The sequence below is a fragment of the Rhodoferax sp. AJA081-3 genome, assembly GCF_017798165.1.
Classification (GTDB): Bacteria; Pseudomonadota; Gammaproteobacteria; order Burkholderiales; family Burkholderiaceae_C; genus Allorhodoferax.
In genome coordinates, this window is the sequence record NZ_CP059068.1 from 3621441 (window position 1) to 3647753 (window position 26313).

General features: G+C 63.3%; 27 protein-coding genes. 13 read left to right on the forward strand and 14 right to left on the reverse strand.

Annotation, left to right across the window (positions count from 1 at the left end; translation table 11 throughout):
* Positions 1-131: 131 nt before the first annotated feature.
* Positions 132-398, forward strand: a complete 267-nt coding sequence (locus HZ993_RS16935; RefSeq protein ID WP_209393911.1) for a helix-hairpin-helix domain-containing protein — start codon at positions 132-134, stop codon at positions 396-398.
* Positions 399-441: 43 nt separating this feature from the next.
* Here HZ993_RS16935 and HZ993_RS16940 read toward each other — a convergent pair whose 3' ends face one another.
* From HZ993_RS16940 to HZ993_RS16975, 8 genes are all read right to left on the reverse strand, one after another.
* Positions 442-1470, reverse strand: coding sequence for a serine/threonine protein kinase (locus HZ993_RS16940; RefSeq protein ID WP_209393912.1), 1029 nt, complete (start codon positions 1468-1470; stop codon positions 442-444).
* Entirely contained in the window at positions 1471-1647 is a 177-nt protein-coding gene (locus HZ993_RS16945) for a LiaI-LiaF-like domain-containing protein (RefSeq protein WP_209393913.1), read from the reverse strand.
* Positions 1648-1714: 67 nt separating this feature from the next.
* Positions 1715-3226 carry a bifunctional serine/threonine-protein kinase/universal stress protein gene (locus HZ993_RS16950; RefSeq protein ID WP_209393914.1) on the reverse strand — a complete coding sequence of 504 codons (1512 nt, stop codon included), beginning with the start codon at positions 3224-3226 and terminating at the stop codon, positions 1715-1717.
* Positions 3223-3975, reverse strand: a complete 753-nt coding sequence (locus tag HZ993_RS16955) for a metallophosphoesterase (protein WP_209393915.1) — start codon at positions 3973-3975, stop codon at positions 3223-3225. Before HZ993_RS16955 ends, HZ993_RS16950 begins: the two co-directional genes overlap by 4 nt.
* 69 nt (positions 3976-4044) lie before the next feature.
* Complete coding sequence (locus HZ993_RS16960; RefSeq protein ID WP_209393916.1) at positions 4045-5187, reverse strand: DUF2855 family protein; 1143 nt, start codon at positions 5185-5187, stop codon at positions 4045-4047.
* Between the two features lie 76 nt (positions 5188-5263).
* Positions 5264-7501 carry an ATP-binding protein gene (locus HZ993_RS16965; RefSeq protein WP_209393917.1) on the reverse strand — a complete coding sequence of 746 codons (2238 nt, stop codon included), beginning with the start codon at positions 7499-7501 and terminating at the stop codon, positions 5264-5266.
* A 116-nt stretch (positions 7502-7617) separates the two neighbouring features.
* Positions 7618-8391, reverse strand: a complete 774-nt coding sequence (locus HZ993_RS16970; protein ID WP_209393918.1) for a LytTR family DNA-binding domain-containing protein — start codon at positions 8389-8391, stop codon at positions 7618-7620.
* A gap of 31 nt (positions 8392-8422) precedes the next feature.
* Positions 8423-10378 (reverse strand): histidine kinase, encoded by a 1956-nt coding sequence (locus tag HZ993_RS16975; protein WP_209393919.1) that lies wholly within the window; start codon positions 10376-10378, stop codon positions 8423-8425.
* Positions 10379-10623: 245 nt separating this feature from the next.
* On the opposite strand from HZ993_RS16975, the gene HZ993_RS16980 reads away from it, so the two are divergent.
* From HZ993_RS16980 to HZ993_RS16995, 4 genes are all read left to right on the forward strand, one after another.
* A complete protein-coding gene (locus HZ993_RS16980) occupies positions 10624-10962 on the forward strand; it encodes an antibiotic biosynthesis monooxygenase (RefSeq protein ID WP_209393920.1) in 339 nt (112 codons plus the stop codon).
* Positions 10963-11008: 46 nt separating this feature from the next.
* The gene (locus HZ993_RS16985) at positions 11009-11542 is read left to right on the forward strand and encodes a metal-dependent hydrolase (protein ID WP_209393921.1); all 534 of its coding nucleotides are present in this window, start codon (positions 11009-11011) and stop codon (positions 11540-11542) included.
* A gap of 78 nt (positions 11543-11620) precedes the next feature.
* On the forward strand, positions 11621-12109 hold the full coding sequence (locus HZ993_RS16990) for a GNAT family N-acetyltransferase (RefSeq protein ID WP_209393922.1): 489 nt from the start codon (positions 11621-11623) through the stop codon (positions 12107-12109).
* A gap of 40 nt (positions 12110-12149) precedes the next feature.
* Positions 12150-12983, forward strand: coding sequence for a hypothetical protein (locus HZ993_RS16995; RefSeq protein WP_209393923.1), 834 nt, complete (start codon positions 12150-12152; stop codon positions 12981-12983).
* 11 nt (positions 12984-12994) lie between these two features.
* Here the strand turns inward: HZ993_RS16995 and HZ993_RS17000 are convergent, their stop codons facing one another.
* The 3 genes from HZ993_RS17000 to HZ993_RS17010 form a co-directional block, all read right to left on the reverse strand.
* Complete coding sequence (locus tag HZ993_RS17000) at positions 12995-13750, reverse strand: ABC transporter substrate-binding protein (RefSeq protein ID WP_209393924.1); 756 nt, start codon at positions 13748-13750, stop codon at positions 12995-12997.
* Positions 13751-13901: 151 nt separating this feature from the next.
* Positions 13902-14330, reverse strand: coding sequence for an organic hydroperoxide resistance protein (locus tag HZ993_RS17005; protein ID WP_209393925.1), 429 nt, complete (start codon positions 14328-14330; stop codon positions 13902-13904).
* A 65-nt stretch (positions 14331-14395) separates the two neighbouring features.
* On the reverse strand, positions 14396-14863 hold the full coding sequence (locus HZ993_RS17010) for a MarR family winged helix-turn-helix transcriptional regulator (protein ID WP_209393926.1): 468 nt from the start codon (positions 14861-14863) through the stop codon (positions 14396-14398).
* A 156-nt stretch (positions 14864-15019) separates the two neighbouring features.
* On the opposite strand from HZ993_RS17010, the gene HZ993_RS17015 reads away from it, so the two are divergent.
* The 5 genes from HZ993_RS17015 (at position 15020) to HZ993_RS17035 (ending at position 19552) form a co-directional block, all read left to right on the forward strand.
* Entirely contained in the window at positions 15020-16621 is a 1602-nt protein-coding gene (locus HZ993_RS17015) for a GMC family oxidoreductase (RefSeq protein ID WP_209393927.1), read from the forward strand.
* 166 nt (positions 16622-16787) lie between these two features.
* Entirely contained in the window at positions 16788-17525 is a 738-nt protein-coding gene (locus tag HZ993_RS17020) for a hemerythrin domain-containing protein (RefSeq protein ID WP_209393928.1), read from the forward strand.
* 27 nt (positions 17526-17552) lie between these two features.
* Positions 17553-17939 carry a hypothetical protein gene (locus HZ993_RS17025; protein WP_209393929.1) on the forward strand — a complete coding sequence of 129 codons (387 nt, stop codon included), beginning with the start codon at positions 17553-17555 and terminating at the stop codon, positions 17937-17939.
* A 41-nt stretch (positions 17940-17980) separates the two neighbouring features.
* Complete coding sequence (locus tag HZ993_RS17030) at positions 17981-18751, forward strand: hypothetical protein (RefSeq protein WP_209393930.1); 771 nt, start codon at positions 17981-17983, stop codon at positions 18749-18751.
* Between the two features lie 42 nt (positions 18752-18793).
* Complete coding sequence (locus HZ993_RS17035; protein WP_209393931.1) at positions 18794-19552, forward strand: hypothetical protein; 759 nt, start codon at positions 18794-18796, stop codon at positions 19550-19552.
* A gap of 16 nt (positions 19553-19568) precedes the next feature.
* On the opposite strand, the gene HZ993_RS17040 is transcribed toward HZ993_RS17035, so the two are convergent.
* The 3 genes from HZ993_RS17040 to HZ993_RS17050 are packed head-to-tail and all read right to left on the reverse strand — an operon-like array spanning position 19569 to position 22953.
* The gene (locus HZ993_RS17040) at positions 19569-20909 is read right to left on the reverse strand and encodes a GAF domain-containing protein (protein ID WP_209393932.1); all 1341 of its coding nucleotides are present in this window, start codon (positions 20907-20909) and stop codon (positions 19569-19571) included.
* Positions 20906-21418 carry a hypothetical protein gene (locus HZ993_RS17045; RefSeq protein ID WP_209393933.1) on the reverse strand — a complete coding sequence of 171 codons (513 nt, stop codon included), beginning with the start codon at positions 21416-21418 and terminating at the stop codon, positions 20906-20908. The genes HZ993_RS17040 and HZ993_RS17045 overlap by 4 nt, the downstream gene beginning before the upstream one ends.
* A 41-nt stretch (positions 21419-21459) precedes the next feature.
* On the reverse strand, positions 21460-22953 hold the full coding sequence (locus HZ993_RS17050; protein WP_209393934.1) for an AMP nucleosidase: 1494 nt from the start codon (positions 22951-22953) through the stop codon (positions 21460-21462).
* A 139-nt stretch (positions 22954-23092) separates the two neighbouring features.
* On the opposite strand from HZ993_RS17050, the gene HZ993_RS17055 reads away from it, so the two are divergent.
* From HZ993_RS17055 to nadB, 3 genes are all read left to right on the forward strand, one after another.
* Entirely contained in the window at positions 23093-23425 is a 333-nt protein-coding gene (locus HZ993_RS17055; protein ID WP_209393935.1) for a hypothetical protein, read from the forward strand.
* Between the two features lie 13 nt (positions 23426-23438).
* The gene (locus tag HZ993_RS17060) at positions 23439-24605 is read left to right on the forward strand and encodes a dipeptidase (RefSeq protein ID WP_209393936.1); all 1167 of its coding nucleotides are present in this window, start codon (positions 23439-23441) and stop codon (positions 24603-24605) included.
* Positions 24606-24695: 90 nt separating this feature from the next.
* Positions 24696-26303 carry an L-aspartate oxidase gene (nadB, locus tag HZ993_RS17065; protein WP_209393937.1) on the forward strand — a complete coding sequence of 536 codons (1608 nt, stop codon included), beginning with the start codon at positions 24696-24698 and terminating at the stop codon, positions 26301-26303.
* The last annotated feature ends 10 nt before the right edge of the window (positions 26304-26313 follow it).

The window sequence follows — 26313 nt, forward strand, 5'->3', positions numbered from 1 at the left end:
TCCGAAAAGCAGGAAAGTGCAGGGCCCGCCGGAGCAGCTGGCCGTGGGGGCACATTTTAGCCCCTGGGGCAAAATGCAAGCTACCGCGCTCCCAACGTGGGCATGTTCACCTTAACAATCGGAACCAAGAAATGAATGTTGTCCCATTCTCAGCCGTGGAAAAGAACACACTCTTATGTGTCAAGGGCGTGGGGCCAAAGGTGGTTGAGCGGCTGGAGCAAATGGGATTCTCGTCCCTTCGCCAATTGGCGGACGCAGACGCACGGGACATACTGGCCCAAGGGGCCGCTTTGAGTGGTTCCAGCTGCTGGAAGAACAGCCCACAGGCGAAGGCCGCTGTGGAAGCTGCGATCAGCGCGGCCCTGACAGCGGTCGACGGCAAAGCCACCAACAAGTGATTGGGGGCACCCGAAACCAGTTTACGGTGCGGGTGCTGCGCCGTCACACCACCAGCGGCGCTTCCTGCATCGCCTCCAGCTGCTCCTCCAGCATCTGCACCTGGCCCTGCCAGTAGTCGCTGGAGCCAAACCAAGGGAAGTTCGCGGGGAAGGTAGGGTCGTCCCAGCGGCGGGCGAGCCAGGCGCTGTAGTGGATGAGGCGCAGCGTGCGCAGGGGTTCGATCAGCACCAGTTCGTCGCGGTTGAAGTCGCGGAACTGTTCGTAGCCGTCTACCAGCGCGCCGAGTTGGCGGGTGCGTTGGCTGCGGTCGCCGCTGAGCAGCATCCACAGGTCCTGCACGGCCGGGCCGGTGCGGGCGTCGTCCAGGTCCACAAAGTGCGGGCCGGGGCCGGCCGTAGCGGCGGCACTGGTGGGGGTCCACAGGATGTTACCGGGGTGGCAGTCGCCGTGCAGGCGCAGCATCTTGATGCCGGAATCGTTTAAGCTATTTTGGCCTGTAGCCCCCGTCAATGCTATATAGGTAGCTACCATATCAATAGCAGTCTGGCAGACCTTGGTCCAGGCGGATTGCACGTCCAGTGGTACCTTGTCGTGTTCCAGCAGCCACTGCATGGGTTCCACACCAAAACTTTGCACGTCCAGGCGCGGGCGGGTGGCGAAGGGTTTGGTGGCACCCACTGTGTGGATGCGTGCCAGGAAGCGGCCAATCCATTCCAGCACCTCGCCGTCGTCCAGCTCGGGCGGGCGCCCACCGCGACGGGGGCTGGCACTGAAGCTGAAGCCGCCAAAGTGGTGCAGGCTGGCATCCATCAGCTTCAGTGGCCCAATCACCGGCACCTCGCCTGCCATCAGCTCGGCGGCGAAGTCGTGTTCTTCCTGTATCTGCGCGTCGCTCCAGCGCTCGGGCCGGTAGAACTTTGCCACCACGGCGCTGCCGTCTTCCAGTTGGACCTGGTAGACGCGGTTCTCGTACGACGACAGGGCGGTGAGCCGGCCGTCGCCGCGCAGGCCCACGCTGTCCAGCGCGTCCAGCACCACGTCCGGCGTCAGCGCCTCAAAGGGATGGCGCATTCAGTCCTTTTTGCCGTCGCGGGGCATCATGAACATGGACAGGCCTACGGCGATCAGGATCACGGGCCACCAGGTCGAGAACAACTCGGCCAAGCTGAAGTTGATCAGGCCCAGGTTCTTGAGCAGGAAAAATACGCCGAACAGTACCAGCGTGATGGCTGCAACATTGCCTCTCATGGTCTAACCCTCTTCTCAGAATATGGAAGAGGCATTGTCGCAAGGTTTGGGCCGGCCCGGTGCGCGGTTAACCCAGGGGGCCCAGATCATCACCATAGAGGACGGCGCCGTCGGTCCCCGCATCGGAATAACCGGCCGAGCGCGTGTCCGCATCACTGGAGCCCAACAGCCCGAACGGCAGGGCCTGCTTGACCAGGATGACGGTGCAGGGTGCGTCCATGGCGACCTTGATGGGCACGGTGGCGATAAACCGCTGGGTCTTCAGGCCGTGGGTGGCCGCACCCATGACGATGACACTGACATGGTTGCCCCGGGCGTATTCCAGCAGGGTGTGTGCCACGTCGCCCGATTCGAGCGCGTGGTAGGAGGTCTGGTGGCCGGGGTGGTCCAGCGGTTGTGCCCACTGGCGCAGGCGGTTCAGGTGGTGGCGCTGCAGCTTGGTTTCACTGTTGGCGTCATCGGTCGTGCTGGTCTGGCTGGGCGCGATCACGGTCACACAGGCCAGCCGGGCACCGGGGCGGGTGCCCAAGGCACGGGCCACGGCCAGCCGCAGAGAATACAGCGTGGCGTCGGTCACGTCCAGGTGTGGCACGGCCACCATCACGATGGGGACTTCTTCCACCTGCTGTGCGGCCATGGGGCTGGGCTTGTACTGCATGCCTGCGGCCTTGATCCAGCGTTTGAAGTGGGTACCAAAACCCGTGCCGCTGGTGTTGCGGCCCCGCGCGGTGATGGTTACCTGGGTGGGATGTGTCAGGTCGAATGCCAGATGGGCGGCCGACGGGTAGCGGCGTGCAGCCTCGGGCTCCAGGCAGCGCAGCACCACCTCTTGTATCCACTCGGGCAGCAGGGAGCGGATCTTGCGCGGCGGCACCGGGTCCATCCACAGGCGCTGGCGCAGGCCGGCGGCGGTTTGGGGTTCACCAAAGGGCAGCTCGCCGGTGCACAGCTGGTACAGCATGACACCAATGGCAAAAATGTCGCTGCGCGGGTCGCCCCGCACACCCACCACCTGCTCGGGCGCTATCCACGCCGGCGAGCCCACGGCCTTGCGCAGTTGCTCGGCCAGAAGGTCGGGGTAGTGGGCGTGGCACGACAGGCCGAAGTCCAGCAGCACGGCACTGCCATCGTCGCGCAGCAGCACATTGGCCGGTTTCAGGTCCAGATGTACGGTGTTCTGCTGGTGCAGGGCATGCACGGCACGCGCCATGGCCGCGCCCAACTGGGCGACGTGGTCCACGTCGGGCGTGGGGTCGTCCACCATGCGCTGCTCCAGCGTTTGCCCACTGACGTATTCCATCACCAGGTAGGGCAGGCGATCCAGGTCGCCCGCTGCCACAAAACGTGGCACATGGTGGCCCTGCAGTACCTGCAAAATCTGGCATTCGATCTCGAAGCTGACGATGTTCTCTGCACCGTCACCGGCCGTCATCCGTGGCACCTTCATGGCCATCGCAAAACCAGGGTCGGCCTGGCCATCGGCATAGTGCACGCGGTAGATGTGCGCCATGCCACCGGCATGGATGCAGTCGGCGATGGTGAAGCCGTCCACCATGCTGCCCGGCTCCAGCAACTTCATCGGCCTTTCTCCAGCCGGTCCGCAAAAAATTCGTGCAGGCCCACCCGGCGGATGGCGGCGGCCGCCGCCAGGTGGTCATAGGCCACCCGGTGAAAGGTGAGCTGTGCACGGCCTATGTCAAACAGGGCGTACATGGCATGGGTGTTGCCGTCGCGCGGCTGGCCGGCAGACCCCACCGTGGCCAGCCATTTGCGGTGTTTGCCCACCGGAATGCTGATGCCCGGCTGGGGAGCAAACGGCATCAGATTGCCACCGGCCCCCTGGTAATACAGGGTTTGCAGGTGCACGTGGCCACCAAACACGTAGTGCACGCCGGGCCAGGCGGCGGCGCCTTCCAGACTGTCCTTGGCGGCACGGGCGTCGTACACATAACGCCACAGGTGGGGATCATTGGCGCTGGCGTGTACAAAGAGGGCGCTTTCGTGCTGCACGGTCAGGGGCAGGCGGCTGATCCAGTCGCGCTGGTCGGGCATCAGCTCGTGGTGGGTCCACGCGGCTGTGCTGTCGCCCACCGTTTTGATTTCGACCGGAGGTGTAACGGCCATGGCGTCGTGGTTGCCCTGTATGGCCAGTGCGCCTTCTTCGGTGAGCTGCATGATGCGGTCCACCACGGCGCCGGGGTCGGCGCCATACCCGACCATATCGCCCAGAAACACAAAACCTTGGGCCTGTTGCGCGCGCGCATGGGCAAGGCAGGCGTCGAGTGCCTGGATATTGGCGTGTACGTCAGATAGCAGGGCAAATCGCACGGGGATTCCTGTTGGCAGGTGTCCTCTTGGATAGAGGCACACGCGCGATCATGCCTGAATCAACTGACTCTAAGTTTGCAGATCGATCGACAACATGTGGCCCAGCCGTGGGTCACCGCGCCCGCCCAGCACCTGCTGGTAGGCGGCCTGCACGGCCGCAGGGCCGCTGTGTTGCTCCACGCGCAGCCAGGGCGTGGCAGGGTTGGTAGCCTGCGCCACGAAGGCCTGCCAGGATTGCACCAGTCGCTCGCCCAGGCCCTGCGGTCCCCAGTCCATGCTGCGTTTCTTGATCTGCGCCGGCGCAAAAAACAGGGTGGCCTTGGGGCCGGGCACATCTTTGGCGCCGCCCATGTCGGATACATGTGTGGCACCGATCGAGCAGCTGTATGTCAGGCCCTTGCAGTGCGTGTGCAGGGTCTTGCGAAAGGGTGCGCTGCCGGCAAAGTCCACATAAATGCTGGGCGCGTCGGGTGCGAGCTGGTCCAACTGATCATAGGTCAACACCCGGTGGTAACAACCCAGGCTTTCACAAAACGCCACGTTGCCGGGCGACGTGAGCCCCACCACCTCAACGCCTGCGCGCTGGGCCATTTGAAAGGCTGTGCCGTAGGCCGTCTTGCTGGAGGCGCTGGACAGCAGCAACAGCGCGGGCTGTGCCGGGTTGGCAGTGGCGCCAAAAAAGTCGTTGTCGGCCAGAAAGTCGTCGATGAGCCAGGATGTGATGAACAGCGGGCGCAGCAGGGCCTGCACGTCTTCGGTGTGGGCGGTGTAAAACGGGTCGGTAGCGCAGCGCATGTACTGGTTGTAGACGGCATGCAATTGCGCGCGGTGGGGGGCCGTGTCCATGAACGAGGTGGCCGACACCTTGCCGGGCGCCAGGTCTACCGCGCTGGACATCGGAAAGTAGCCGTACAGCCGCTCACCCACGGCCACGTCGGGGTGGCGTGACGCCAGCACCGTGCCAAAGCCCCACACGGGGATGCGGCCCCAGGCTGTGCCATCGGCGTCGGGCGCAACGGGGAAGAACTGCCAGTACTGCATGGCGTCTCCCATGGCCGCATAGGTGATGTTGTTGGAGGTCAGCGCAAAGCGGCTGATGCCCACCCGCACCTGGCCGTCGGCCAGCGCAGGGGTGGCCGTGGTGCGCACGGCGGTGGTGCCCAGTTGGTCCTTGCGGACCAGGAGCTCGATGGTGGTGTCAGAGGTGTTCATGCCCGCACCTTAATGCAAAGCGGCAGGTGCAACAACTGGGTCTGGCGCTTGGGTGACACCCTGGCGGGCTAGTGTGTCAGGGGGCGTACAGGGGCAGTGTGACGGTAAAACAGGTCCCCACATTGACCGTGCTGCGCACATCGATCGTGCCGCCCAAAACACCGGTCACCTGGTTGTAGGTGATGTTCAGCCCCAGTCCGCTGTCGCCAACGCCCAGCTTGGTGGTGAAGAAGGGGTCAAAAATACGCGGCAGCACCTCGGCGGCCATGCCCTTGCCGTTGTCCTCCACGGTCAGCCGGACCAGGCCCAGGGCGGCATCCACCGCAGCCGCTACCACGATGCGGCCCTGTGCGCGCCCCTCCAACCCGTGGCCCATGGCGTTGCCGACCAAACTGGTGAGTATCTGGTCGAGCTCGTCGAGGAAGCTGTCCATCACGATGCCCGCTGGAACCTGCGCTTCGATCACGACGTCTGCACCAGCGTGCCGCGCACGCGCGGTGTTGACGACCAGGCCCACCATCTCCGCCAGATCAAACTGGCTGCGCTGCGAGGCCGACTGTTGCACGGCCACCCGTTTGAAGCTTTTGATCAGCCGGGCCATGCGCGTCAGGTTGTCGATCAGCATGGCGCTGCCCTTGAGGTTGTCGTCGATGAACTGCTCCAGCACGGTGCGGCGCAGCCCGCTGGCCAGTGTGTCTTGCATGGTTTTGCTGCTGTCGTTCAGCGTGCTGGCCGCCATCAGGCAGATGCCAATGGGGGTGTTCATTTCGTGCGCCACCCCCACCACCATATTGCCCAGGCCGGCGAGTTTTTCGCTGCGCACCAGTTCCTGTTGCGTTTCGGTCAGCTTCTGCATTGCGGCGCCGAGCTCCTGGTTGGTCTGTTGCAAGCTGTCGGTGCGCTGGGCCAACAGGTTTGCTATGTGGCGCTGCTCGGTGACATCTTCAACAATCCAGATGGTGCCCGATGAGATGGCCGCCGGGTCTATGGCCTTGGCGCGGATCTGGGCCAGAAAGGTGCTGCCGTCCTTGCGGCGCATGGGACGCTCGGCTTCAAACACTGCACCCGCCGACAGGGCAGGCCCAGCGCGCTCGCCAACCTCGGCGTAGTCTTGCGGGCTGGGCCAATACAGTGATCCGGCCAGGCCCAACATCTCTTGCGGATTACTCCAGCCGAAGATTTCGGCCGCTTTGGGGTTGCAGTGCGCCGTCTTCTGGTCGCTGGTAAAAATAATGCCGACCGAGGCGTTTTCGAGAATGGCGCGCTGGCGTTGTTCGCTGGTGCGCAGTGCCCGAGTCATGCGTTCGGCCAGCCTGGTGGCGCGTTGTTGCATGGCCAGCAAGGTATAGGTCAGCATGGCGGCCAAAACACTCACCAGGAAGCCAAAGCCCAAACCCACGGCCGGCGACACCAGGCCCAGGCCGTCCTGGAATTCGGGCTGCGGGGTCAGTACCAACTGCCAGGCACGCCCCCCGACTTTTTTGTCGAGCTGGAGCGTCGCCAGTGGTGGGGCTGCATCGGCAGGCGTGGCCCCGTTGTCGGGGTGGGCTGCGCTGTCAAACACCACGGTCTGCTCGTCCTCATCCTCCTGGTGGTCTATCAGCCGCAGGTGGAGAACCCGGTCCGATATGCCTTGCAGGAGCCGCTCTCCCGAGAGGTGGATGAACAGCCAGCCCACCGCCTGCTCATGGCGCAACATGCTGTCCTTGGGGTCCACGCCCTCGGCGTAGGTTGGCAGCAGCAGGAAAAAGCTGGGCGGCGTTTTATCTGGCCCGGCCACCGGGGGTGACAGAACGGCCTCGTTGAGCCAGGTGGCCCGCATGCCTGCCGCGCGCACAGGTCCCACGCCCGCCAGGTCGGTACCCAGCGCCATGCTGCCGGAAACCCCGGCCACGATAAAACGGTCGCCGTTGTTCACCTCGGTGCTGTGCAGCGGTATGGGGCGGCCGTGCTGCGTCTCCAACTGGCCCAGGTAGGCGCGTGTGTGGTCCTGGCTGACACGCTCTGCATACCCCACCGACAGGGCGCCGGGGTACTGGCGCATCAGGTCCACCACACGGTCGAAGTCTTGGTAGCGACTGGCCCGGTCGGCGTGGCCGGCCAGCGCACCCCGCAAGCCCAGCAAGGCGTTGTTGAAACTGTTGATGCGCAGGCTCAGCCGCTCGGCCAGTGCGTTGCCGGCCAGGGCCAGTTGTTGGTTTGCGATGGTCTCGTTTTGCTGGGCGTGCCCGCGTACCAGTGCCACCGTCAGGGCAAAACACACTGAAAACACCGCGGTGGCAAGCAGTGGTGCGCGCCATTCCCGTTTTTTCATGCCCGTCCTTGCAGTCGAAAGCCCTTGCCATCCCCGAGCTTCTATTCTGCGCGCGGCCCGGTGCAGGCCGCAAGCCCCGTGGTGTGGGGGTAATCCCGCCGAGCGGGTGGTGGGGCCTACATCTGCTTGAACAGGTGCGAGAAGGGGCGGCTCACCGCCAGGTTCTCGGGCCGGCCCTTGATCTTCACACTGGCCTGGCCGCGAAAGTCGCGCGACACCGACTCGATGGCCCGGGCGTTGACGATGACCGAGCGGTGGATCTGCCAGAAGGCTTCGCCGTCCAGTCCGTCCAGGATGTCGCGTATGGGGGTGCGAATCAACGCGTCTAACTCCCGGGTCGCCACCAGGGTGTACTTTTCGTCGGACTGGAAAAACAGCACATCGCCCACCGGGATCAGGCGCAACTGGTTGCCCACCGATGCCTTGATCCAGTTCAGGCGTTGGGTATTGGGTTTGAGCTGGGCAGACAGTTGGGCCACCAGCGCGTCCAGGTCTTGCACGGGCGCGGGCTGCAGGGCCAGCCGCTCCTTGAGCCGGTTCACGGCGGCCAACAGGCGCTCATCCGTATAGGGCTTCAGCAAGTAGTCCACCGCATTGGCATCAAAGGCCTCTACCGCGTACTGGTCAAAAGCGGTGACAAACACCACGTGGCAGCGTATGTCGCGGTTGGCGGCCAGGCTGCGGGCCACTTCCACGCCGGACATCTCCGGCATCTGGATGTCCAGAAACGCCAGTTGCGGGCGGTGTTCGTCTATGGCCTCCAGCGCGGCCTCGCCGTCCCCTACATCGGCAACGATGGAGAGTTCGGGCCACATGCGGGCCAACTTGGCCTTAAGCTGGGCCCGTAATATGGGTTCGTCTTCGGCAATGACGGCGGTGGTGGGCTGCATGGTGGTCGGTAAGTAGGTGTTGTCTGGCAGGTTAGGCCCTGTTGCTGCGCCGGGTGAGCAGCCACCACAGGCCCAGACCCATCAGGATAAACGGCGCCAGGAAGGGGAATACACCCATCAGTATCGCGGCCGGAATAAAAATCACCAGCGCCGCAAACAAGAAGCCCAGCCCATACACCACGGTCAGCACAATCACAATGGCCAAGGCGGTGGCGCCAAAGCCAATCAGCAGCCCCACCGAGCCAATGGCAATACTCTCGATGCCGTCCAGCTGCACATCACCCACCTGCACCGGCAACCAACCGGTGAGCAGCGCAACAAAGCCCGCCAGCAAGACACCGCCCAGCACCACCATCAGGACCACAAAAGTGCGCGCCAACAAGCGGGCCCACAGGCTGTGTGTCTTGCTGGTGGCGTTCCATACCCGGCCCCAGCCCTTGGGCGGCACGGTGGCCGTGGCTGCCGGTGTTGCGACGGCTGCCGCCACAGGCACGCCGGTCAGCGCCTCGGGTTGTGATGCCTGAAAAGCTGCGGCGGATTGCAACGGCACCTCGATCGTGGCGACCATACCCTTGGGCTCGTTGGCGGTGAGGGTGAAGCGCCCGTGGCTGCCATACAGCGCAGCCAGGCGCTCCCGCAGGTTGGACAGGCCCAGGCCACCGCCGGCCTGTGGCCCGGTGTCCGACAAACCCTTGCCCGTGTCCTTGACCGACACCCGCAGGCACTGGCCCACGCCCTCCTGCGTGCGTTCAGCCACGATGTCGATGCGACCCCCTTCGCGCAGGGGCTCCAGGCCGTGTTTGATGGCGTTTTCCACCAGCGATGGCAGCATCATGGGGGGGAAGGCAAAGGGCAGCAGGTCGTCGGGTGCTTCGATGGAAAACTCCAGCCGCGGACCCATGCGCATTTGCAGAATATTGAGGTAGGCACGCACCAGCTCCAGCTCCTGGCCCACGGTGGATGTGCTCTCGCGCATCTTGGGCAGGCTGGAGCGCAGGTACTGGATCAGGTGGCCCACCATCAGGTTGGCAGCGGGTGGGTCCACTTCGTTCAAGGCCTGCACATTGGCCAGCGTGTTGTACAAAAAGTGCGGCTCCACCTGCGCCTGCAAGGTCTGCAGCCGCGCCTCGGTCACCTGGCGGCTGACATCGCTCAACTCGGCCTCGCGGGTCTTGCGTTCGGCCAGGGCCAGTGCATTGCGCGACCGGCTGATGAAAAACTTGGCAATGATGACCATCAAAAAGAGCGGGATGAACACCAGGATCAGCGCCGAGCCCACGGCCACACGCCAGACATCACCGCCCACCTTGGCGCGGATGGTGTCCTTCACGTCGGGTGACAGCTCCAACTGCGGGCGTGTATAGACCCTGGGTGCACCAATGCCCCGTGTCTCGGGTGGCAGTGCGCGCAATGCAGCCAGCGACTCGCGGGCGGATTTTTCATTCTCGCGCGCCGAGGCCAGCAACTGTTCAAAGGAGTGCATTGCCCCGGAAACGTCCACACCCTTGTCGCGCAGGCGTTCAATGGCGTCCTGTTGGGTCTCTTCAATCGCCTGGCGCGCTTCGATGGCTGCCTCCAGTGCGTCTTCGGCCGCGTCGGTGGCGGCCTCCATGGCGGCTTCTGCCGCCTCGCGGGCGCTGTCGGCAACCGATTCATCGACGCCGTTTTGCGCCAGCACCAGTTCACTGCGGGCGCGCTCAATCTCGGTCAGCGCACGTTCCAGTTCGCGCAGGCGCTCGGGGTCGGTGGTGCGGTCCCGTATGGTGCTGACCACGCCCTGGGCCAGGTTGAGCGCCTTGCTGCCCACGGCCAGACCCACCTCGCGCTGGATGGCGTGGCGTTCGGCCGGTGTGGCGCCACTGTCCACCAGGCGGATCACCTGCACGGGCAGCGTGAACAACACCAGGAGGGTGAGTGTGGATATGCCACCCAGTATCAAAGCCCACCAGGGCGTTTTGTGGATCAGGTTGCCGATTGCTTTGAACATGGTGTTGGGGGGCGGTTGTATGTGATGGGGGTGAGAATACGGCCGCCCAACGGGTCCGGCCAGCGCCAAGGGACGGATTGCAGAATCCGGGGAATGAATGGACAGGTGTGCAAAGGACAACCCGTGCGCATACGTGTTGCGTGCCTGTAGTATGCATGCACAATACGCCCCTGCCGGCGGTGCGTCGGCTCGCATTTGCTATTTAAATGATAGCTTGGTGACTATATTTAACGGGGGCTAGAGCCATGTTTTGTGCAAACTTTATTTTCGATACCAAGCAGTTTGACGACGAGTTTCACCGCCTGGACGCCCTGATCGCCGCTGCGGCCAAGGAGACCGAGGGATACCTGGGCGAAGAATCCTGGGAGGATCCCAAGACCGGCCGCATCTCCAATATCTATTACTGGAGCAGCGAGAACGGCCTCAAACAACTGATCGCCCACCCCAAACATATCGAGGCCAAACAGCGCTACAGCGAATGGCTCAGCGGCTACCAGGTGGTGATCTCCCAGGTCATGCGCACCTACGGTGACAAGACCCTGCAGCATCCCTTGCTGGCTGCGCAGGCGGCCGCAGAAGCCTGAAGCGTTTTCGACTGCGGGCCTTGCCACACCGACGCAGACTCTGACCATGCCCACCATACTCTCCCACGCCGCCGTCCCGCTCGCCCTTGGTTTGGGGCTGGGCGTGCAGCGCATACCGACACGTTTGCTGGTGGTGGGTGTGGTCGCATCGGTATTGCCCGATCTGGATGTGCTGGCGTTTCGCTTCCATATTGCCTATGCCGATGCCCTGGGTCACCGGGGTGCCAGCCATTCGATGGTGTTTGCGCTCTGCCTGGCGCTGGTGGTCGCTGCGGTTGCCAAGCACTTCAATACCAGCCGCGCCACGGCCTTCTGGTTTGTGGCGCTGTGCACGGCCTCGCATGGTGTGCTGGACATGTTCACCAATGGCGGGTTGGGTGCGGCGTTGTGGTGGCCGTTCTCTGATGTGCGGGTGTTTGCCCCATGGCAGGTGATCGAGGTGTCGCCCCTCAGCCTGCGCCGGGTTTTTAGTGCCCGCGGCTGGGCGGTGTTGCAGTCCGAGTTGTTGTGGGTCTGGTTGCCTGCCACCATGGTCTTCGCAGGTTTGTGGTGTGCGCGTCGTCTGCCAGCGCGCGGGTGACGACGGTGCCGTTTGCCGGCCGTTTTCGGACCTATGATGGTGGCTTTCGATAGCAGCTTGGCGCACGCACACACCTCCATGACCCTCCTGACCCCGATGGGCGAAACCGAATTCGCCGCCTACCTGGAAACTGCGATCCCGGACTTCGCGCAGGACAAGGTCAACGCTGGGCAGTGGGCCCCGGCAGAGTCGCTGGAACTGTCGCGCACGAGTTACGCAGAGTCGCTTCCGCAGGGGCTGGCCACACCAGACAACTACCTGTTTACCGTGCGTGACGGCGCTACGTCTGAGCAGATCGGCATGCTCTGGTTTGCGGCGCAAGAGCGCGGTGGCCAGCGCATCGCCTACGTGTATGACGTCGCGATCGACGCAGAACACCAACGCAAGGGGCACGCCAGCCGCGCGTTTGCCGCAATGGAGGTGGAGGTGTTAAAGCGCGGCCTGTCGGGTATCGCGCTGCATGTGTTTGGCCAGAACACGGGTGCGCAAGCCTTCTACCAGAAGCTGGGTTACCTGCCCACCAACATCAATATGTTCAAGCAGTTGCCGGTGCGTGCGGCTGAATAGGCATGCCATTTTTTTCATTGTGTTTTGATAGGAGTCATCCATGCCATTGAAACTACACCACGCGTGGGCCTGTCTGGTCATGCTGTGCCTGCATGGTCTGGCGGCAGCCGAAGTGCCTGCCGCAACAGCCGAGGCGCTGATGCGCAAATCCGGCATCTGGTCACAACTGGGTGATGTGGCTGCACAGGTGAAGGCGGGGCTGGCGCAGTCGTCGCAAGATGGCAGCCTGCCGCGGGAAGAGATCCAGCGGCTGGAGCGTATCGCCGATGACGCCTTTGCGGCGTCCCGCCTGCGGGACAGTGTCTTGCAAACCTTGTCCCGTGAGGTGACGGCAGTCCAAAGTGCAGATGCGCTGCAGTGGTACGACAGCCCGGCGGGCAAACAGATCACCGCCATGGAAGAGGCCTTCTCCAGCAGCTTTGACGACCTCAACCGCGTGATGGCCGATGGCAACAAGGCATTGGCCAAGGCTTCGGCCAAACGCCAGTCCCTGCTGAGCCAGACCGTCAAGGCCTCGCGTGCTGCCGAAGCCATGGCCAGCATGGAAATCAATATCACCGTGGGTGTCCTGCAGGGCCTGGCCAATGCCATGCCAGGCCCGGGCAAACGTTCCACGGCGGATCTGCGCAAAGGGCTGGAAGCCAATCGCCCCCAGATGGTGGCGGCCAACCGTGGGGTAGCGTTGTCCATGTCGGCGCTGACCTACCTGCCGGCCAATGACAAGGTTCTGGAGCAATACGTGCGGTTTTTGTCGTCCAAATCAGGTACCGAACTCTCTGCCAGCATGATGGACGCTTTGGATAACTCCCTGTCCAAAGCCGCCCAACGCCTGGGCAGTGCGATTCCCCGAGCGCCCGGCACGACCAGCCTGTAAACGCCGTCGGCCTACTTTTTCTTGGCCAGCCACTTGGCCGTGATTTTCTGGAAGGTGCCGTCTTTGACCATGGCATCGAGTGCCACGCGGCACTTGTCCACGGTGTCATCGGCGGTGTTCAGGCTGAACGCCAGGTAGAGGCCGCCTGACATCTTTTCGAGTTTGATCAGGCGTTCCATGGAGTCAAAATCGACGCCGTTTTTCTGCGACAGGTAAACCAGGTTGGGCTCGTCGATCGGAAAGGCGTCGATGCGTCTGGATTGCAGTTTTTTGATATTGCTGGCGTCGTCGGTGGACTCCTCAACCGCCAGGCCTTCCTTGCGCAGGTACATGGTGCGGGCACCATCGCGGATGCCGCCCAGCTTGTAGGGTTTGAGGTCTTCCAGGCTGCTGGCTTTTATCTCCGGGCGACCCTTGAGCTTGTACAAAAATACCTCGCGGTTGACGATCACGCCCACCCACTTGAACAATTTTTCCCGCTCGTCGTTGCGGCCCATGGAGTAGATGGCGGTATTGGGCGCTTCCTGTGCCATGCGGTAGGCGCGTGCCCAGGGATAGACCTTGATCTGGTAGTCGACATTCGCGCGCTTCAGAATCTCGTGCACCAGTTCGGTGGACAGACCGGCGACCGTCTGGTCCCTCTCGTCGACAAAGTTGTAGGGCGCCATCTCTTCGGTCACCACCGCCACTTTGTCGGCGAGCGCAGGGCTGGTCAGCAGCGTGAGTGTGACCCAGGCCGTGAGCACAGAGGCAAGGCAGTTTTTCATCGCACCCTCCTGGTCGCTATCGACCTGAAGGAATACTAAACCTGCCAATGCAAAAAGCAATACCCAGTCTGGATACCAATCCCATCCACACGGGACGGCGTTGGGCCAAACTGGGTATGTGCTCTACAGGGCCGCGTGTGCGGCGCTGCGTTTAGACGATGGTGATCGTCACTTCGATATTGCCACGGGTGGCGTTGGAGTAAGGGCACACGGCGTGGGCCTTGTCCACCAAGGCCTGGGCGGCAGCGCGCTCCATACCGGGAATGCTGACGGCCAATTGCACTTCAATACCGAAACCGGCTGGGATCTGGCCGATGCCCACAGTAGCGGCGATGCTGGTGTCGGCGGGCAAGGCAATCTTTTGTGTACCGGCCACAAACTTCATCGCGCCGATGAAGCAGGCGCTGTAACCGGAGGCAAACAGCTGCTCGGGGTTGACGCCGTTGCCGGGGCCGCCCATTTCCTTTGGCACAGCCAGTTTCAGGTCCAGCAGTCCGTCGGATGTACGGGTCGTGCCGTCGCGTCCGCCGGTGGATGTGGCGTGGGCTTGGTAAATGACTTTTTCAACTTTGGTTGCCATGGTAGTGGTGCTTTCTAGGTTAATGCTCCGGTCTGGAGCGGGTGGGTAATGGGTTCGTTGATGAATCAAGGAATGGGGACGGCTTGCATGGCATCGCGCAGCTGCTGAACCTTGCGGTTCAGTGACATCACTTCGGCCAGGGGCATGCCGCTTTGGCTGACCACACATTCCGGAATGAAGGCCGCCTGTGCCTGCAATTGCTGGCCTGTGGGGCTGAGCCACACATGCACACGGCGCTCGTCTTCGCTGGAACGCTGGCGCACCAGCCAACCTGCGGACTCCATGCGTTTGAGCAGGGGGGTCAGAGTGCCCGAATCCAGGTTCAGGCGCTCCCCCAGGCTGGAGACGCTGGGGCCATCGCCCTCCCACAACACCAGCATCACCAGGTATTGTGGGTAGGTCAGCCCCAGGCGGTCCAGCATGGGCTTGTACAGTTTGGTCATGGCCAGCGACGCCGAATACAGGGCAAAGCAGAGCTGGTTGTCCAGCAGCTGTGCCGGGTTGGCTTTGGTCGCAGGGGTTTTGGAAGGCATGGGTTGAATTATAGCGAGCAATTAAATTGTGTGCAATTGAAATAAACCAAATACCTCTCGGGTTTACCGGGGCTTGGCAGGCTGGATGGGCTGGGCTATCGTCTTTGCTGGAGCCATGACTGCGGCGATTGGCCAAACTTCGACAGAAAGCATTCAATGGCAGAGGCAGGTTTTGACTACATCATCATCGGCGGGGGATCTGCAGGCTGTGTGCTGGCTGCACGGTTGACGGAGAACCTGGCCGTCAACGTGGCGCTGCTGGAGGCCGGGTCCAGCGACCAGAACGTGCTGATCCAATGCCCTGCCGGCCTGGCCCTGCTCGCCAAAACGGGTGGCGCCAACTGGAAATTCGAGACCACGGTGCAGCCCGGACTGAACGGCCGGCGTGGTTACCAGCCACGGGGCAAGGTGTTGGGCGGGTCCAGCTCGGTCAACGCCATGATTTACATCCGCGGCCAGCGAGAAGACTATGACAACTGGGCGGCGCAGGGCAACCCAGGCTGGTCGTATGTGGATGTGCTGCCCTACTTCAAACGTGCAGAGGACAACCGGCGCGGGGCCGATGACTTCCATGGCACCGAAGGGCCCCTACACGTGATGGACCTGACCAGCCCTAACCCCCTGGGCGCGGTGTTTATCGATGCGGCGCAACAGGCGGGCCACACCTACAACCCCGATTTCAATGGCGCGCGGCAAGAGGGCGTGGGCATGTACCAGGTGACCCACCGCAAGGGCGAACGCTGCAGCGCTGCCAAGGCCTACCTGACCCCTGTCTTGAAGCGCCCCAACTTGCGCGTTTTCACAGGCGCCCATACCACCCGCATCCTGATGGAAAAACAGCGTGCGGTGGGTGTGGAGTTTGAACACGAAGGGCACACCAAACAACTGAGGGCCGCGCGCGAGGTCTTGTTGTGTGCCGGTGCACTGCAGTCACCCCAGATCCTGATGCTGTCGGGCATAGGCCCCCGCAAACACCTGGTCGAGAAGGGCATTGCCTGTGTGCACAACCTTGAAGGGGTGGGGCAAAACCTGCACGACCATGTGGATGTTGTCCAGGTGGTGAACGCCCCCAAGCTGACAGATAGTTTTGGCTTGTCGCTGTCGGGCATGGCGCGTGTCCTCAAGGGCATGGTGGAGTGGCGCAAATACCGCACCGGCATGTTGACGACCAACTTTGCCGAAGCCGGTGGTTTTGTCAAAAGCCAGCCCAGCGAACGCACACCCGATTTGCAGTTGCATTTCGTGATTGGCAAGCTGGTGGACCATGGGCGGGCCACGGTGTTGGGTCATGGGTATTCCTGCCACGTCTGCCTGTTGCGGCCCCTGAGCCGGGGCAGCGTGACCCTGGCCAGCAAAGACCCACTCGCACCGCCCGTCATAGACCCCAACTTCCTGGGTGTGCGTGACGACATGGAGCGCTTGAGCCGCGGTGTGCGCATCATGCGGGAGTTGCTGGGGCAGCCAGCCTTGGCCAGCCTGGGCGGCAAAGAGATGGCCTATTCGGCCAACGCCACCACCGATTTGCAGATCGAGCAATTTGTGCGTGACTATGCCGACACCATCTACCACCCGGTGGGCACCTGCCGCATGGGCAATGGGCCATTGGATGTGGTGGACCACGAACTGCGCGTGCACGGCGTGCAGGGTTTGCGGGTGGTGGATGCGTCCATCATGCCGCAGGTGGTCAGCGGCAACACCAATGCGCCCACCATCATGATTGCCGAGAAGGCGGCCGACATGATCAAGGCCGCCGCTTAAGGTTTTTTTAGCAAATTGTTAAGCATTGCATAGCAATGTCGTAGGCAATATTTAGCAACGCGGCAGGCGTTGGATTTCTAAACTTCTTTCCATGGTCAACGGTGCATGGTGCGCCATCTGGCCAGGCCCGGATGGGCACCAGAAACCCCAGGAAAGAGTTTGGAAAATGAAAAACACTGCACAAGAAAACCAGGCCGTGGTCGCCACCCAGGCACTGCCGCGCTTTGACATGTATGCCGGCATCCACAAGGCCATGCGCGCCCTGATGTCTGACATCCTGATGGCCGTTGGTCGTATGGACCCCCAGGACTCACAAGAACTGGCCGCCGTCGGCGAGCGGGTGCTGGAGCTGCTGGACTTCTGCGCCGCCCACCTGCAACACGAGAACGACTTTGTGCACACGGCCATGGAGGCCCGCGCACCCGGCGCCAGTGCGCGTATTGCGCACGAACACAACGACCACCTGCACCACATCAGCAGCCTCAAGCAGCAGGTGGCAGTGCTGTGTGCCAGTGGATCCGCCGGTGCACCTGCGCTGGCCCAGCAGCTGTACCTGGCACTGACGCTGTTTGTGGCGGAGAACTTTCAGCACATGCACATGGAAGAAACCGCGCACAACGCCGTGTTATGGGCCCGCTACACCGACGCGGAGCTGGTGGACATTCACAACGCGCTGGTGGCCTCCATCGCCCCGGCCGACATGCTGTTCAGTCTGCGCTGGCTGGTGCCGTACATGAATCCGGCCGAGCGCGCCGGCCTGCTGCTGGATATGCAGGCCCATGCACCCGCACCGGCATTCGCCGCCGCGCTGGATGTGGTGCGCCCCCACCTGACGCCCATGGAGTGGGCCAAGCTCAGCCGCGCGCTGGGTCTGCCGCCCGTACCTGGTCTGGTTGCGGCCTGAGCAAACCTACACAACAGAGGAGTAATGATGGGATTCGATAAAAAACAGGTTCTGTGCGCCATGCTGTACGCCTTGGCGGGTATGGGGCTGGGCATCTATATGGCGTCGTCACACAACCACGGCCAGCATGTGACACATGCCCACATTCTGCTGGTGGGTTTTATCACCTCCATGGTGTATGGGGTGGTCTACAAGTTGTGGCTGCCTGCCGCCAAGCCGGTCCTGGCCTGGGTGCAGTTCATTGCGCACCAGGCGGGTGTGCTGGCCATGTGCAGCGGTCTATTTTTGCTGTACGGCGGTTTTGTGCCTCCACCCGCGCTGGAGCCGCTGTTGGGCTTTGCCGCCATAGCGGTATTGCTGGGTGCGGCCACCATGTGTTTCATGGTGTTCAGCACACGCAACGACTGGTCCTGAGGCCTACTTTTTTTATTTTCTTAGAAGCAATAAAACATCCAATGAAGACGAACAAGAATTTCCGCTCGGCCGCCGCTAGGGGCGCCGCTGCGTTGTGCGCGGCCTTTGCCATGTCTGCCGCCCACGCGGTGCAGCCCGCAGTGTCTATGGGGTACGACCATGCCCTGGTGTTGCGTGCCGACGGCACGGTCTGGGCCTGGGGCTACGGTGGCAGCGGGCAACTGGGCCTGGGCAGTACCGCCACCCGCACGGTGCCCACGCAGATTCCCACGCTGTCGAATGTGGTCCAGGTCGTGGCACGGGGCTCGTTCTCAATGGCCCTCAAAGCCGATGGCACCGTCTGGGCCTGGGGTGACAACTCCGGTGGTCGCACCGGCGGCAGCGGCGCCAGCGTGCCGGTGCAGATCAACGGGCTGTCGAACATTGTCAGTATCAATGCCGGTACCGACAATGCTGCGGCTTTCGCCACGGATGCGTCCGGTCGGGTGTACGCCTGGGGCAGCAACAGCAGCGCGCAACTGGGTACCGGACAGACCAGCGCCGGTGGCAACCCTGTGCCACGCCTGGTGGTCGGTGCAGAGGGTGCGGTGGCGGTGAGCGCGTCGGACGCGGCCGTGCTCTCGCTGCGCCAGGACGGCAAGGTCATTGCCTGGGGCGCAAACGGCAACCGGGCCCTGGCACCTGTTGCTGGCACAGCCACGGCAGCGGTTGTGATCGACGCCTTGCCCGCCGTGCAGGCCGTTGCATCAACCTCCATCAACATCGCGGGCCAGTATTACGCGCTGAAGAACGATGGGTCTGTGGTCGCCTGAGGCCAGGCGTCCACCAATGCCACCTTCTGCGGCCAGGCGGGTGTGCGGACCTCGTCGTATCCACTGATCGATATCTCACCCATCCAGGGTCTGGCGCGCATCAGCCAGATCGAGCCGGGTGATGGCCATACGCTTTTTGTGGATGCGGACGGCGCGCTCCATGCGTGCGGTACCAACAGCGCAGGCCAACTGGGTGACGGCACGCTGGTAAACCCATCGACGGAAGCACCCAAGATTGCACGTATTGCAGGGCTGCCGCCTGTAGTGGCTGCGGCCGCGGGCTCGGCCATCTCGGCCGCCATCGGGGTGGATGGCAGCGTGTGGGTGTGGGGTAAGACTACCAACCTGGCCACCGGTGCCGCCAGCAAGTCCACCACCCCCGTGCGGGTGACGCAGGCGGGTGGTGCGCCATTCGACGCTGGAAGGGTGGGTGAAGCCAGCGGTACCTTCAGCGGATCGCAGGCGGGCACGTTGGGCAGTGCCACGGTGGATGTGGCCGCTACCGTGTCCACGCTGCACCGCGGCAAGACAGGCCGTGTGTATGTGGCGGCGCAAACGGGGTCAGGTCTGTTCTTCCTGGGCGCCAACGGCTGGGTTCCCTATACCTCGGTCGCTGCGATCCCACCCTACCTGTCCGGCCCGTTGCCGCGGACGGTGCCTGTTCGCCTGGCTGACGGTCAGAACCTCTCGGGGCTGGGTGGTGTGCAACTGCTGATGGGGTATGGACTTGGCGACGATACGGCCGCCGTCACGGAGATGCTCCGCGCGGGCCGTTACCAGACCGTTCACACGCTGAACTGAGCGGAGTGGGCCGTAGTCAGGAAACTTCCTGCAACTCCAGCGGGCGCTGCACCACCAGCTGAAAGCGCCCGCGCCCCGTCTTCTCGATGCGCACCAACGGGCCGTGTTCCTTGAGGCGGCGTTGCAAGAGCAGCAGGCGTGCCTCCAGGTTGTCGGTCACATCCGGCAGGCCCAGGTCCGGGTCCAGGCGCAGCTCGCGGTTGCTGAAGGCGGTGCGGCCCTGCTCGGTGTAGTTGCGCACCAGCCGCCAGAAGATGGCGCCGGCCACGCCCTTGATCAGGTAGTCGTCGCCAATGAAGATGCTGTCGTTGGCAGGGTAGTGGCGAATATGCAGTGCAGCGCCTTGGGCCTGCGGTGTGGGCAGATCGGTCGGCACGGCTTCCTGGGGCTCTGTGGCCGACTGCATCAGGTCTATGGCGGCACCCAGGTGACCGGCCATGGCGACCAGAACATCTTCGTCTTCGAAGCCAAACTGCATGTCGTGTGGGCTCTCCACAAACACCACGCCCAGCAAACGTCCGGCCGAGACGATGGGCACGGCCAGCTGGCTGTGCGGCGTGGGCAGGCCGGGGTAGGGGATGTCCATCTCGGGACAAAAGTCCGGTGCACTGGCCTGCAGGCTGTTGCGTATGGTGTTGCTGTACAGGTAGGCGGTGGCCATGTGTTGTATGCGCACCGGCGTGCGCTCGCGTGCGGCCACGCCAATCACGCCTTGGCCCATGCCTATCTCCGAGCCGACACCTGAAGTGGCGTAGCCGCAGCTGGCCACGGTGTACAGCCGCTGGCTGACCGGGTCCAGCATCAGCACCATGGCATGTTGCACACCCATCAGGTCGGTCAGGGTGGCCAGCACCGCGTTCAGCACTTCGTCCAGCGAGGTGCCGCGCGACAGCTGCTCGCTGCAGCGGCGCACCGCACTGAGCATGCTGTAGCGGGGCGGCGGGGTGGGCAGGGGTGAGCCTTCCACCGCCTCGATCTCCTGCACGGCATAAATATCCGAGCCCAGCAACTTGAACACATTGGCCATGCCAGTGTGTGAGGCAATGCCGGCCAGTTGGGCCTTCATGCTCTCGAACAGCGGGCCCTGGGTTTCGGTGCGCACATACCGCAGGTGCAGGCGGTAGAACTGCACCGTCTGCGGGTGCAGCACCATCAGGCTGGCATAGGGGTTGGCCAGAATATTGGCGCGGGTCTTGTTGAAAAACTGGAAGGACAAGGCCACATGGCCTTCATCGGCATAACAGGCCTGTGAGATATAGGCCACATTGGGTGTGCCATCCGCGCCCACGGTCGCAATCACCGCCGGGATGGTGCCCTCCAGGCAGTGCCGAATCTCGCCCAGTGTGGTGCGCGTCATGTGGCACCACCCGTGCCCGCCGTGCCCACTGTGACTATGGGGGCGCCGGCATTGGGCCCCGGAGTCTGGTCAAAGGCCTCCTGGAAAGCAAACTCCACGGCCACCAGGTCATCCAGGTCGTGGGCCAGCATGACCCGTGTCAGCACCGGTGGAATATGCACCTGTGTCAGCTCCCACTCCATCGCCGCCAGGTAACGCTTCACGATGGCATGGTCGGCAGCGGTGGTCGTGCGGCTGTGCACCTGCCGGGTCTTGAGCTGCAGGGTGCGGTTGCTGGACGGCTGCGAAAACACCACGGCCAAACGGCCGCTGGCCGCAATGTCCTGCAGCAGCTGGCGGGACTGTTTGCGTGCCAGATAGACCGTCACCAGGCGCCCGTCGGCGGTGATGGTGCTGGCCATGGCCCGCATGATGCTGGGCCGCAGCGCCGCGTCACAGGAGCTGACGATGGTGGACACCCCGCTTTGCACCATGGCAATCATCTCGGCGGACAGCAAAGGTGTGGTCATGGCAGTGGGTCGTCCCAAGCGGTGATCTGCAGCCGAACCGTTTACTGGAAGGCCACTTCCTGGAAGCTGCGCAACTTGCGGCTGTGCAACTGTTCCGAGCCCTGGGCGCGCAGCAATTCCACCGCCCGCATGCCAATGCGCAGGTGCTGGTCGACCCGCTCGCGGTAAAAGTGGTTGGCCATGCCGGGCAGCTTGATCTCGCCGTGCAGGGGTTTGTCGCTGACGCACAAAAGCGTGCCATAAGGCACCCGAAAGCGGAAGCCGTTGGCGGCAATGGTGGCGCTTTCCATGTCCAGCGCCACGGCACGGCTTTGGCTGAAGCGGCGCTGGGGCTGGTTGTCGGGCAGCAGCTCCCAGTTGCGGTTGTCGGTGCTGGCCACGGTGCCGGTGCGCATGATGCTTTTCAGCGCAGCACCCTTGATCTGGGTCACGTCGGCCACGGCCTGTTCCAGGGCGACCTGGATTTCGGCCAGGGCCGGAATGGGCACCCACAGCGGCAGTTCTTCGTCCAGCACATGGTCTTCGCGCACATAACCGTGGGCCAGCACGTAGTCACCCAGCTGCTGGCTGTTGCGCAGGCCGGCGCAGTGGCCCAGCATGATCCAGGCATGGGGCCGCAGCACGGCAATGTGGTCGGTGATGTTTTTGGCATTGGCCGGGCCCACGCCGATATTGACCATGGTGATGCCAGCGCGGTCGGCGCGCACGAGGTGGTAGCCCGGCATCTGCGGCAGGCGGGGCGGCTCCTTGCCCAGTGCGTCCACCGCCTCGGCGGGCAGGCCGACGCGGCGGGTGATGATGTTGCCCGGCTCCACAAAAGCGATGTATTCGCTGTTGGGGTCTTTCATGGCCGCATGGCCCAGCGTGATGAACTCGTCGATGTAGAACTGGTAGTTGGTGAACAACACAAAGTTCTGGAAGTGTTCTGGCCCGGTGCCGGTGTAATGGCGCAGGCGGTGCAGGGAGTAGTCCACCCGGGGGGCCGTGAACAGCGCCAGCGGCTGGGGCTCGCCGGGGCGCGCCTGGTAGGTGCCGTTGGCAATGCCGTCGTCCATGGCGGCCAGGTCGGGCAGGTCAAACACATCACGCATCAGCGTGCGGCGCTTGGCTGTCAGGTTGCCCTCCACATGGTCGTTTTCCGCAAACGAAAAATGCACGGGAATGGGCTGGGCGCTGGTGCCCACTTCCAGCTCTACACCGTGGTTTTGCAGCAGCAGGTTGAATTGCTCCAGGTAGTAGTCGCTGTACAGGTCGGGCCGGGTCAGTGTGGTCTCGAAACGGCCGGGGCCGGCCACAAAGCCGTAGCTCAGTTGGGCGCTGTCGGGGATGAAGTTGCGCGACACCGTGTCGGTGTGGATGCGCACCAGCGGGTAGCAGGCCCGCACATGGCCCATGCTGTCGTCGCCGGATACGAAGCGCTGCATCGCCTGTCGCAGGTGGGCAATGCTGCCGTCATAAATACGCATGACCTGGGCCAGGGCCGCCTTGGCGTCGGTAAAGCGTTCGGGTGCAATAAAGGGGGGTAAATTTGACATGGGTCTATTGTGCCGCGGTCTGTTCACACACTATTTGCACACAATTTGGGGTCAATAGGGTTTTTTGGGGGGTGTGGCACGGGCACTTCTGGAACAATACGGCCAGGGCAGCCCATCCATTTCGCAGGAAACTTTACTGGTGCCAGATCCAAACGATCCCAATGACTCGCGATTCCACGAGACCGGTTTCCCCTCCTTGCAGTGGGAGGAAGACGACCTGCCCACGCGCCCCATGCCCCTGCATGAGCGGCCGTTGCAGGCCCGTATCGACAACGAAATGGCCATCATCGCCCAGCACCATGTGCGTATAGCGCTGGCCATCGAGAAATTCTGGGGCCACCGCGATTGTGTGGAGTACCTGCAAAAGCTGATCATGAGCGGCGGCCACCAGGACGGCCAGGCGCGTATTGGTTTTAAATCCGAGGTGTTGTCCGCGCTGATCAATCTGGCGTCGCTGCACAAGGTCGAGTGACAAAGGCCACCGCATGAAACGCAAGATCGTGATCGGCAGCTTGCTGCTGCTGGGTGTGGCCCTGGCCATCTTCTTCACGGTGCCCACTATCGTGGACGGGCGCATGAACACCGTCACCCGCCCCGCGCCTTACCCTGCCAGCACCCAGGCCACCGCGGCCCACAAAGCCCTGTTTGTGGCCGATCTACACGACGATGCGCTGCTGTGGAACCGCGACCTGCTGCAGCGCTACGACCGCGGCCACTCCGACCTTCCCCGCCTGCTCGATGGCAACATGGCATTGCAGGTATTTGCCACCGTCACCAAGTCGCCCAAGGGATTGAACTACGAACGCAACAGTGCCGACAGCGACAGCATCACCATGCTGGTCATGGCCCAGCGCTGGCCGGTGGCTACCTGGAACAGCCTGCTGGCGCGTGCCCTGCACCAGAGCGACAAGCTGCACCAGGCCGCGCAGGACAGCCAGGGGCGCCTGGTCCTCGTCAAAAACCAGCAGGACATGGCGGCCTTTGTCCAGGCCTGGGGCGCCGACCCCAAACGCGTGGCGGCGGTGCTGGCCACCGAAGGCCTGCACCCGCTGGAGGGCAAGCTGGAGAATGTGGACCGCCTGTATGCCGCGGGTTTTCGCATCACGGGCCTCACGCACTTTTTTGACAACGAAGTGGGCGGCTCGGCCCACGGCATTGACAAAGGCGGCCTGACGCCGTTTGGCCGTCAGGTGGTGGCCCAGTTGGAGGCCAAGGGCATGTTGATCGACCTGGCCCACGCCTCCAAACCGCTGATCGACGATGTGCTGGCCATGGCCAAACGGCCCGTGCTGGTGTCACACACCGGGGTGGCCGGCACCTGCCCCGGGCCGCGCAACCTGACGGATACCCACCTCAAACGCATTGCCGCCACCGGCGGTGTGGTGGGCATTGGTTACTGGGATGGTGCGGTATGCGACCCCAGCATCCCGGCTGTGGTGAAAGCCATACGCTATGCCGTGGACCAGGTGGGTGTGGCCCATGTGGCCTTGGGTTCTGATTTCAACGGTGCCACCCGTACACCGTTTGACGTGACAGGCCTGCCCCAGCTCACCGAAGGCCTCATGCAGGCCGGCTTCAGCGCAGAAGACATCCGCGCCATCATGGGCGGCAACGTGCAGCGCCTGCTTCTGCAGAACCTGCCCGCCCGCTAGATGAACCGCCCAGCCCAATGCCTTTAAGGAAAATTGGCCTCTAGCCCCCGAATATGCTGCTTATGCAGCTATCAAAATAGTAGCATTTGAATGACTTCCATCTCTACGGCAACCCAACACCATTTCGACGTGCTGATCGTCGGCAGCGGCCTGGCCGGCCTGTCCGCCGCCCTGCACCTGGCACCCACGCACCGCGTGGCCGTGCTGACCAAGCGCGCCATGAGTGACGGCTCCAGCAACTGGGCCCAGGGCGGTATTGCCGCCGTGCTGGCCGAGGGGGACAGTTTTGACTCCCACGTGCAAGACACGCTGGTGGCCGGCGCCGGCCTGTCCGAGCCCGAGGCCACCCGTTTTGTGGTGGAGCATTCGCCCGAGAGCATTGCCTGGCTGCGCGAACTGGGCGTGCCGTTTTCGGAAGAAGATGGCCATTTGCACCTGACCCGCGAAGGCGGACACAGCGCAAGGCGTATCGTGCATGTGACCGACGCCACCGGCGCCGCCGTGCAAAAGACGCTGATCGCCACGGTGCGCCGCACGCCCAACATCACGCTGTTCGAGAACCACACGCTGGTGGACCTGATCACCCGCAACAAGCTGGAGCACGCGGTGGACGCCCCGCGGACGGCCAACCAGTGCCTGGGCCTGTACGCGCTGGACGAGGCCACGGACGAGGTGCACACCTTCAGCGCGCCGCACACCATCCTGGCCACCGGCGGCGCCGGCAAGGTCTACCTGTACACCACCAACCCCGACACCGCCACCGGCGACGGCATTGCCGCCGCCTGGCGCGCCGGTTGCAGGGTCACGAACATGGAGTTCATCCAGTTCCACCCCACCTGCCTGTACCACCCGCATGCCAAGTCCTTTTTGATCACCGAGGCGGTGCGTGGGGAAGGCGGCCGTTTGCTGCTGCCCGACGGCACCCGTTTCATGCCCCAGCACGACGAACGCGCCGAACTGGCCCCGCGCGACGTGGTGGCCCGCGCCATCGACTTCGAGATGAAAAAAGGCGGCTTTGACTGCGTCTACCTCGACATCTCGCACCAGGGCCTGCCCTTCATCCTGGAACACTTTCCCAATATCTACGCACGCTGCCTGGAGCTGGGCATTGACATGTCCAAGCAACCCATCCCGGTAGTGCCTGCTGCGCACTACACCTGTGGCGGCATCCATGTGGATTTAAGCGGGCGCACCGACATCACCGGCCTGCACGCCATCGGCGAGGCCACTTACACCGGCCTGCACGGCGCCAACCGCCTGGCCAGCAACTCGCTGGTGGAGTGCATGGTGTTTGCCCGCTCCGCCGCGACCGATATCGTCGCCACGCCCCAGCCGCAACCACCCGCGCTGCCCGCGTGGGATGACAGCCGCGTGACCGATGCCGACGAAGCCGTGGTCATCTCCCACAACTGGGACGAGCTGCGCCGTTTCATGTGGGACTACGTGGGCATTGTGCGGACCAACAAACGGCTGGAGCGTGCGTCGCACCGCATCGCGCTGCTGCAGGGTGAGATCCAGGAGTTTTATGCCCACTTCCATGTGACGCGCGATCTGCTGGAGCTGCGCAACCTGGTGCAGGTGGCCGAACTGATCGTGCGCTCGGCGCACTCCCGCCACGAGAGCCGAGGGCTGCACTTCAGCCGGGACTATCCCAACATGATGGCAAAGGCCGTGCCAACGACCTTGGTGCCGGACTGATTGTGGGTTC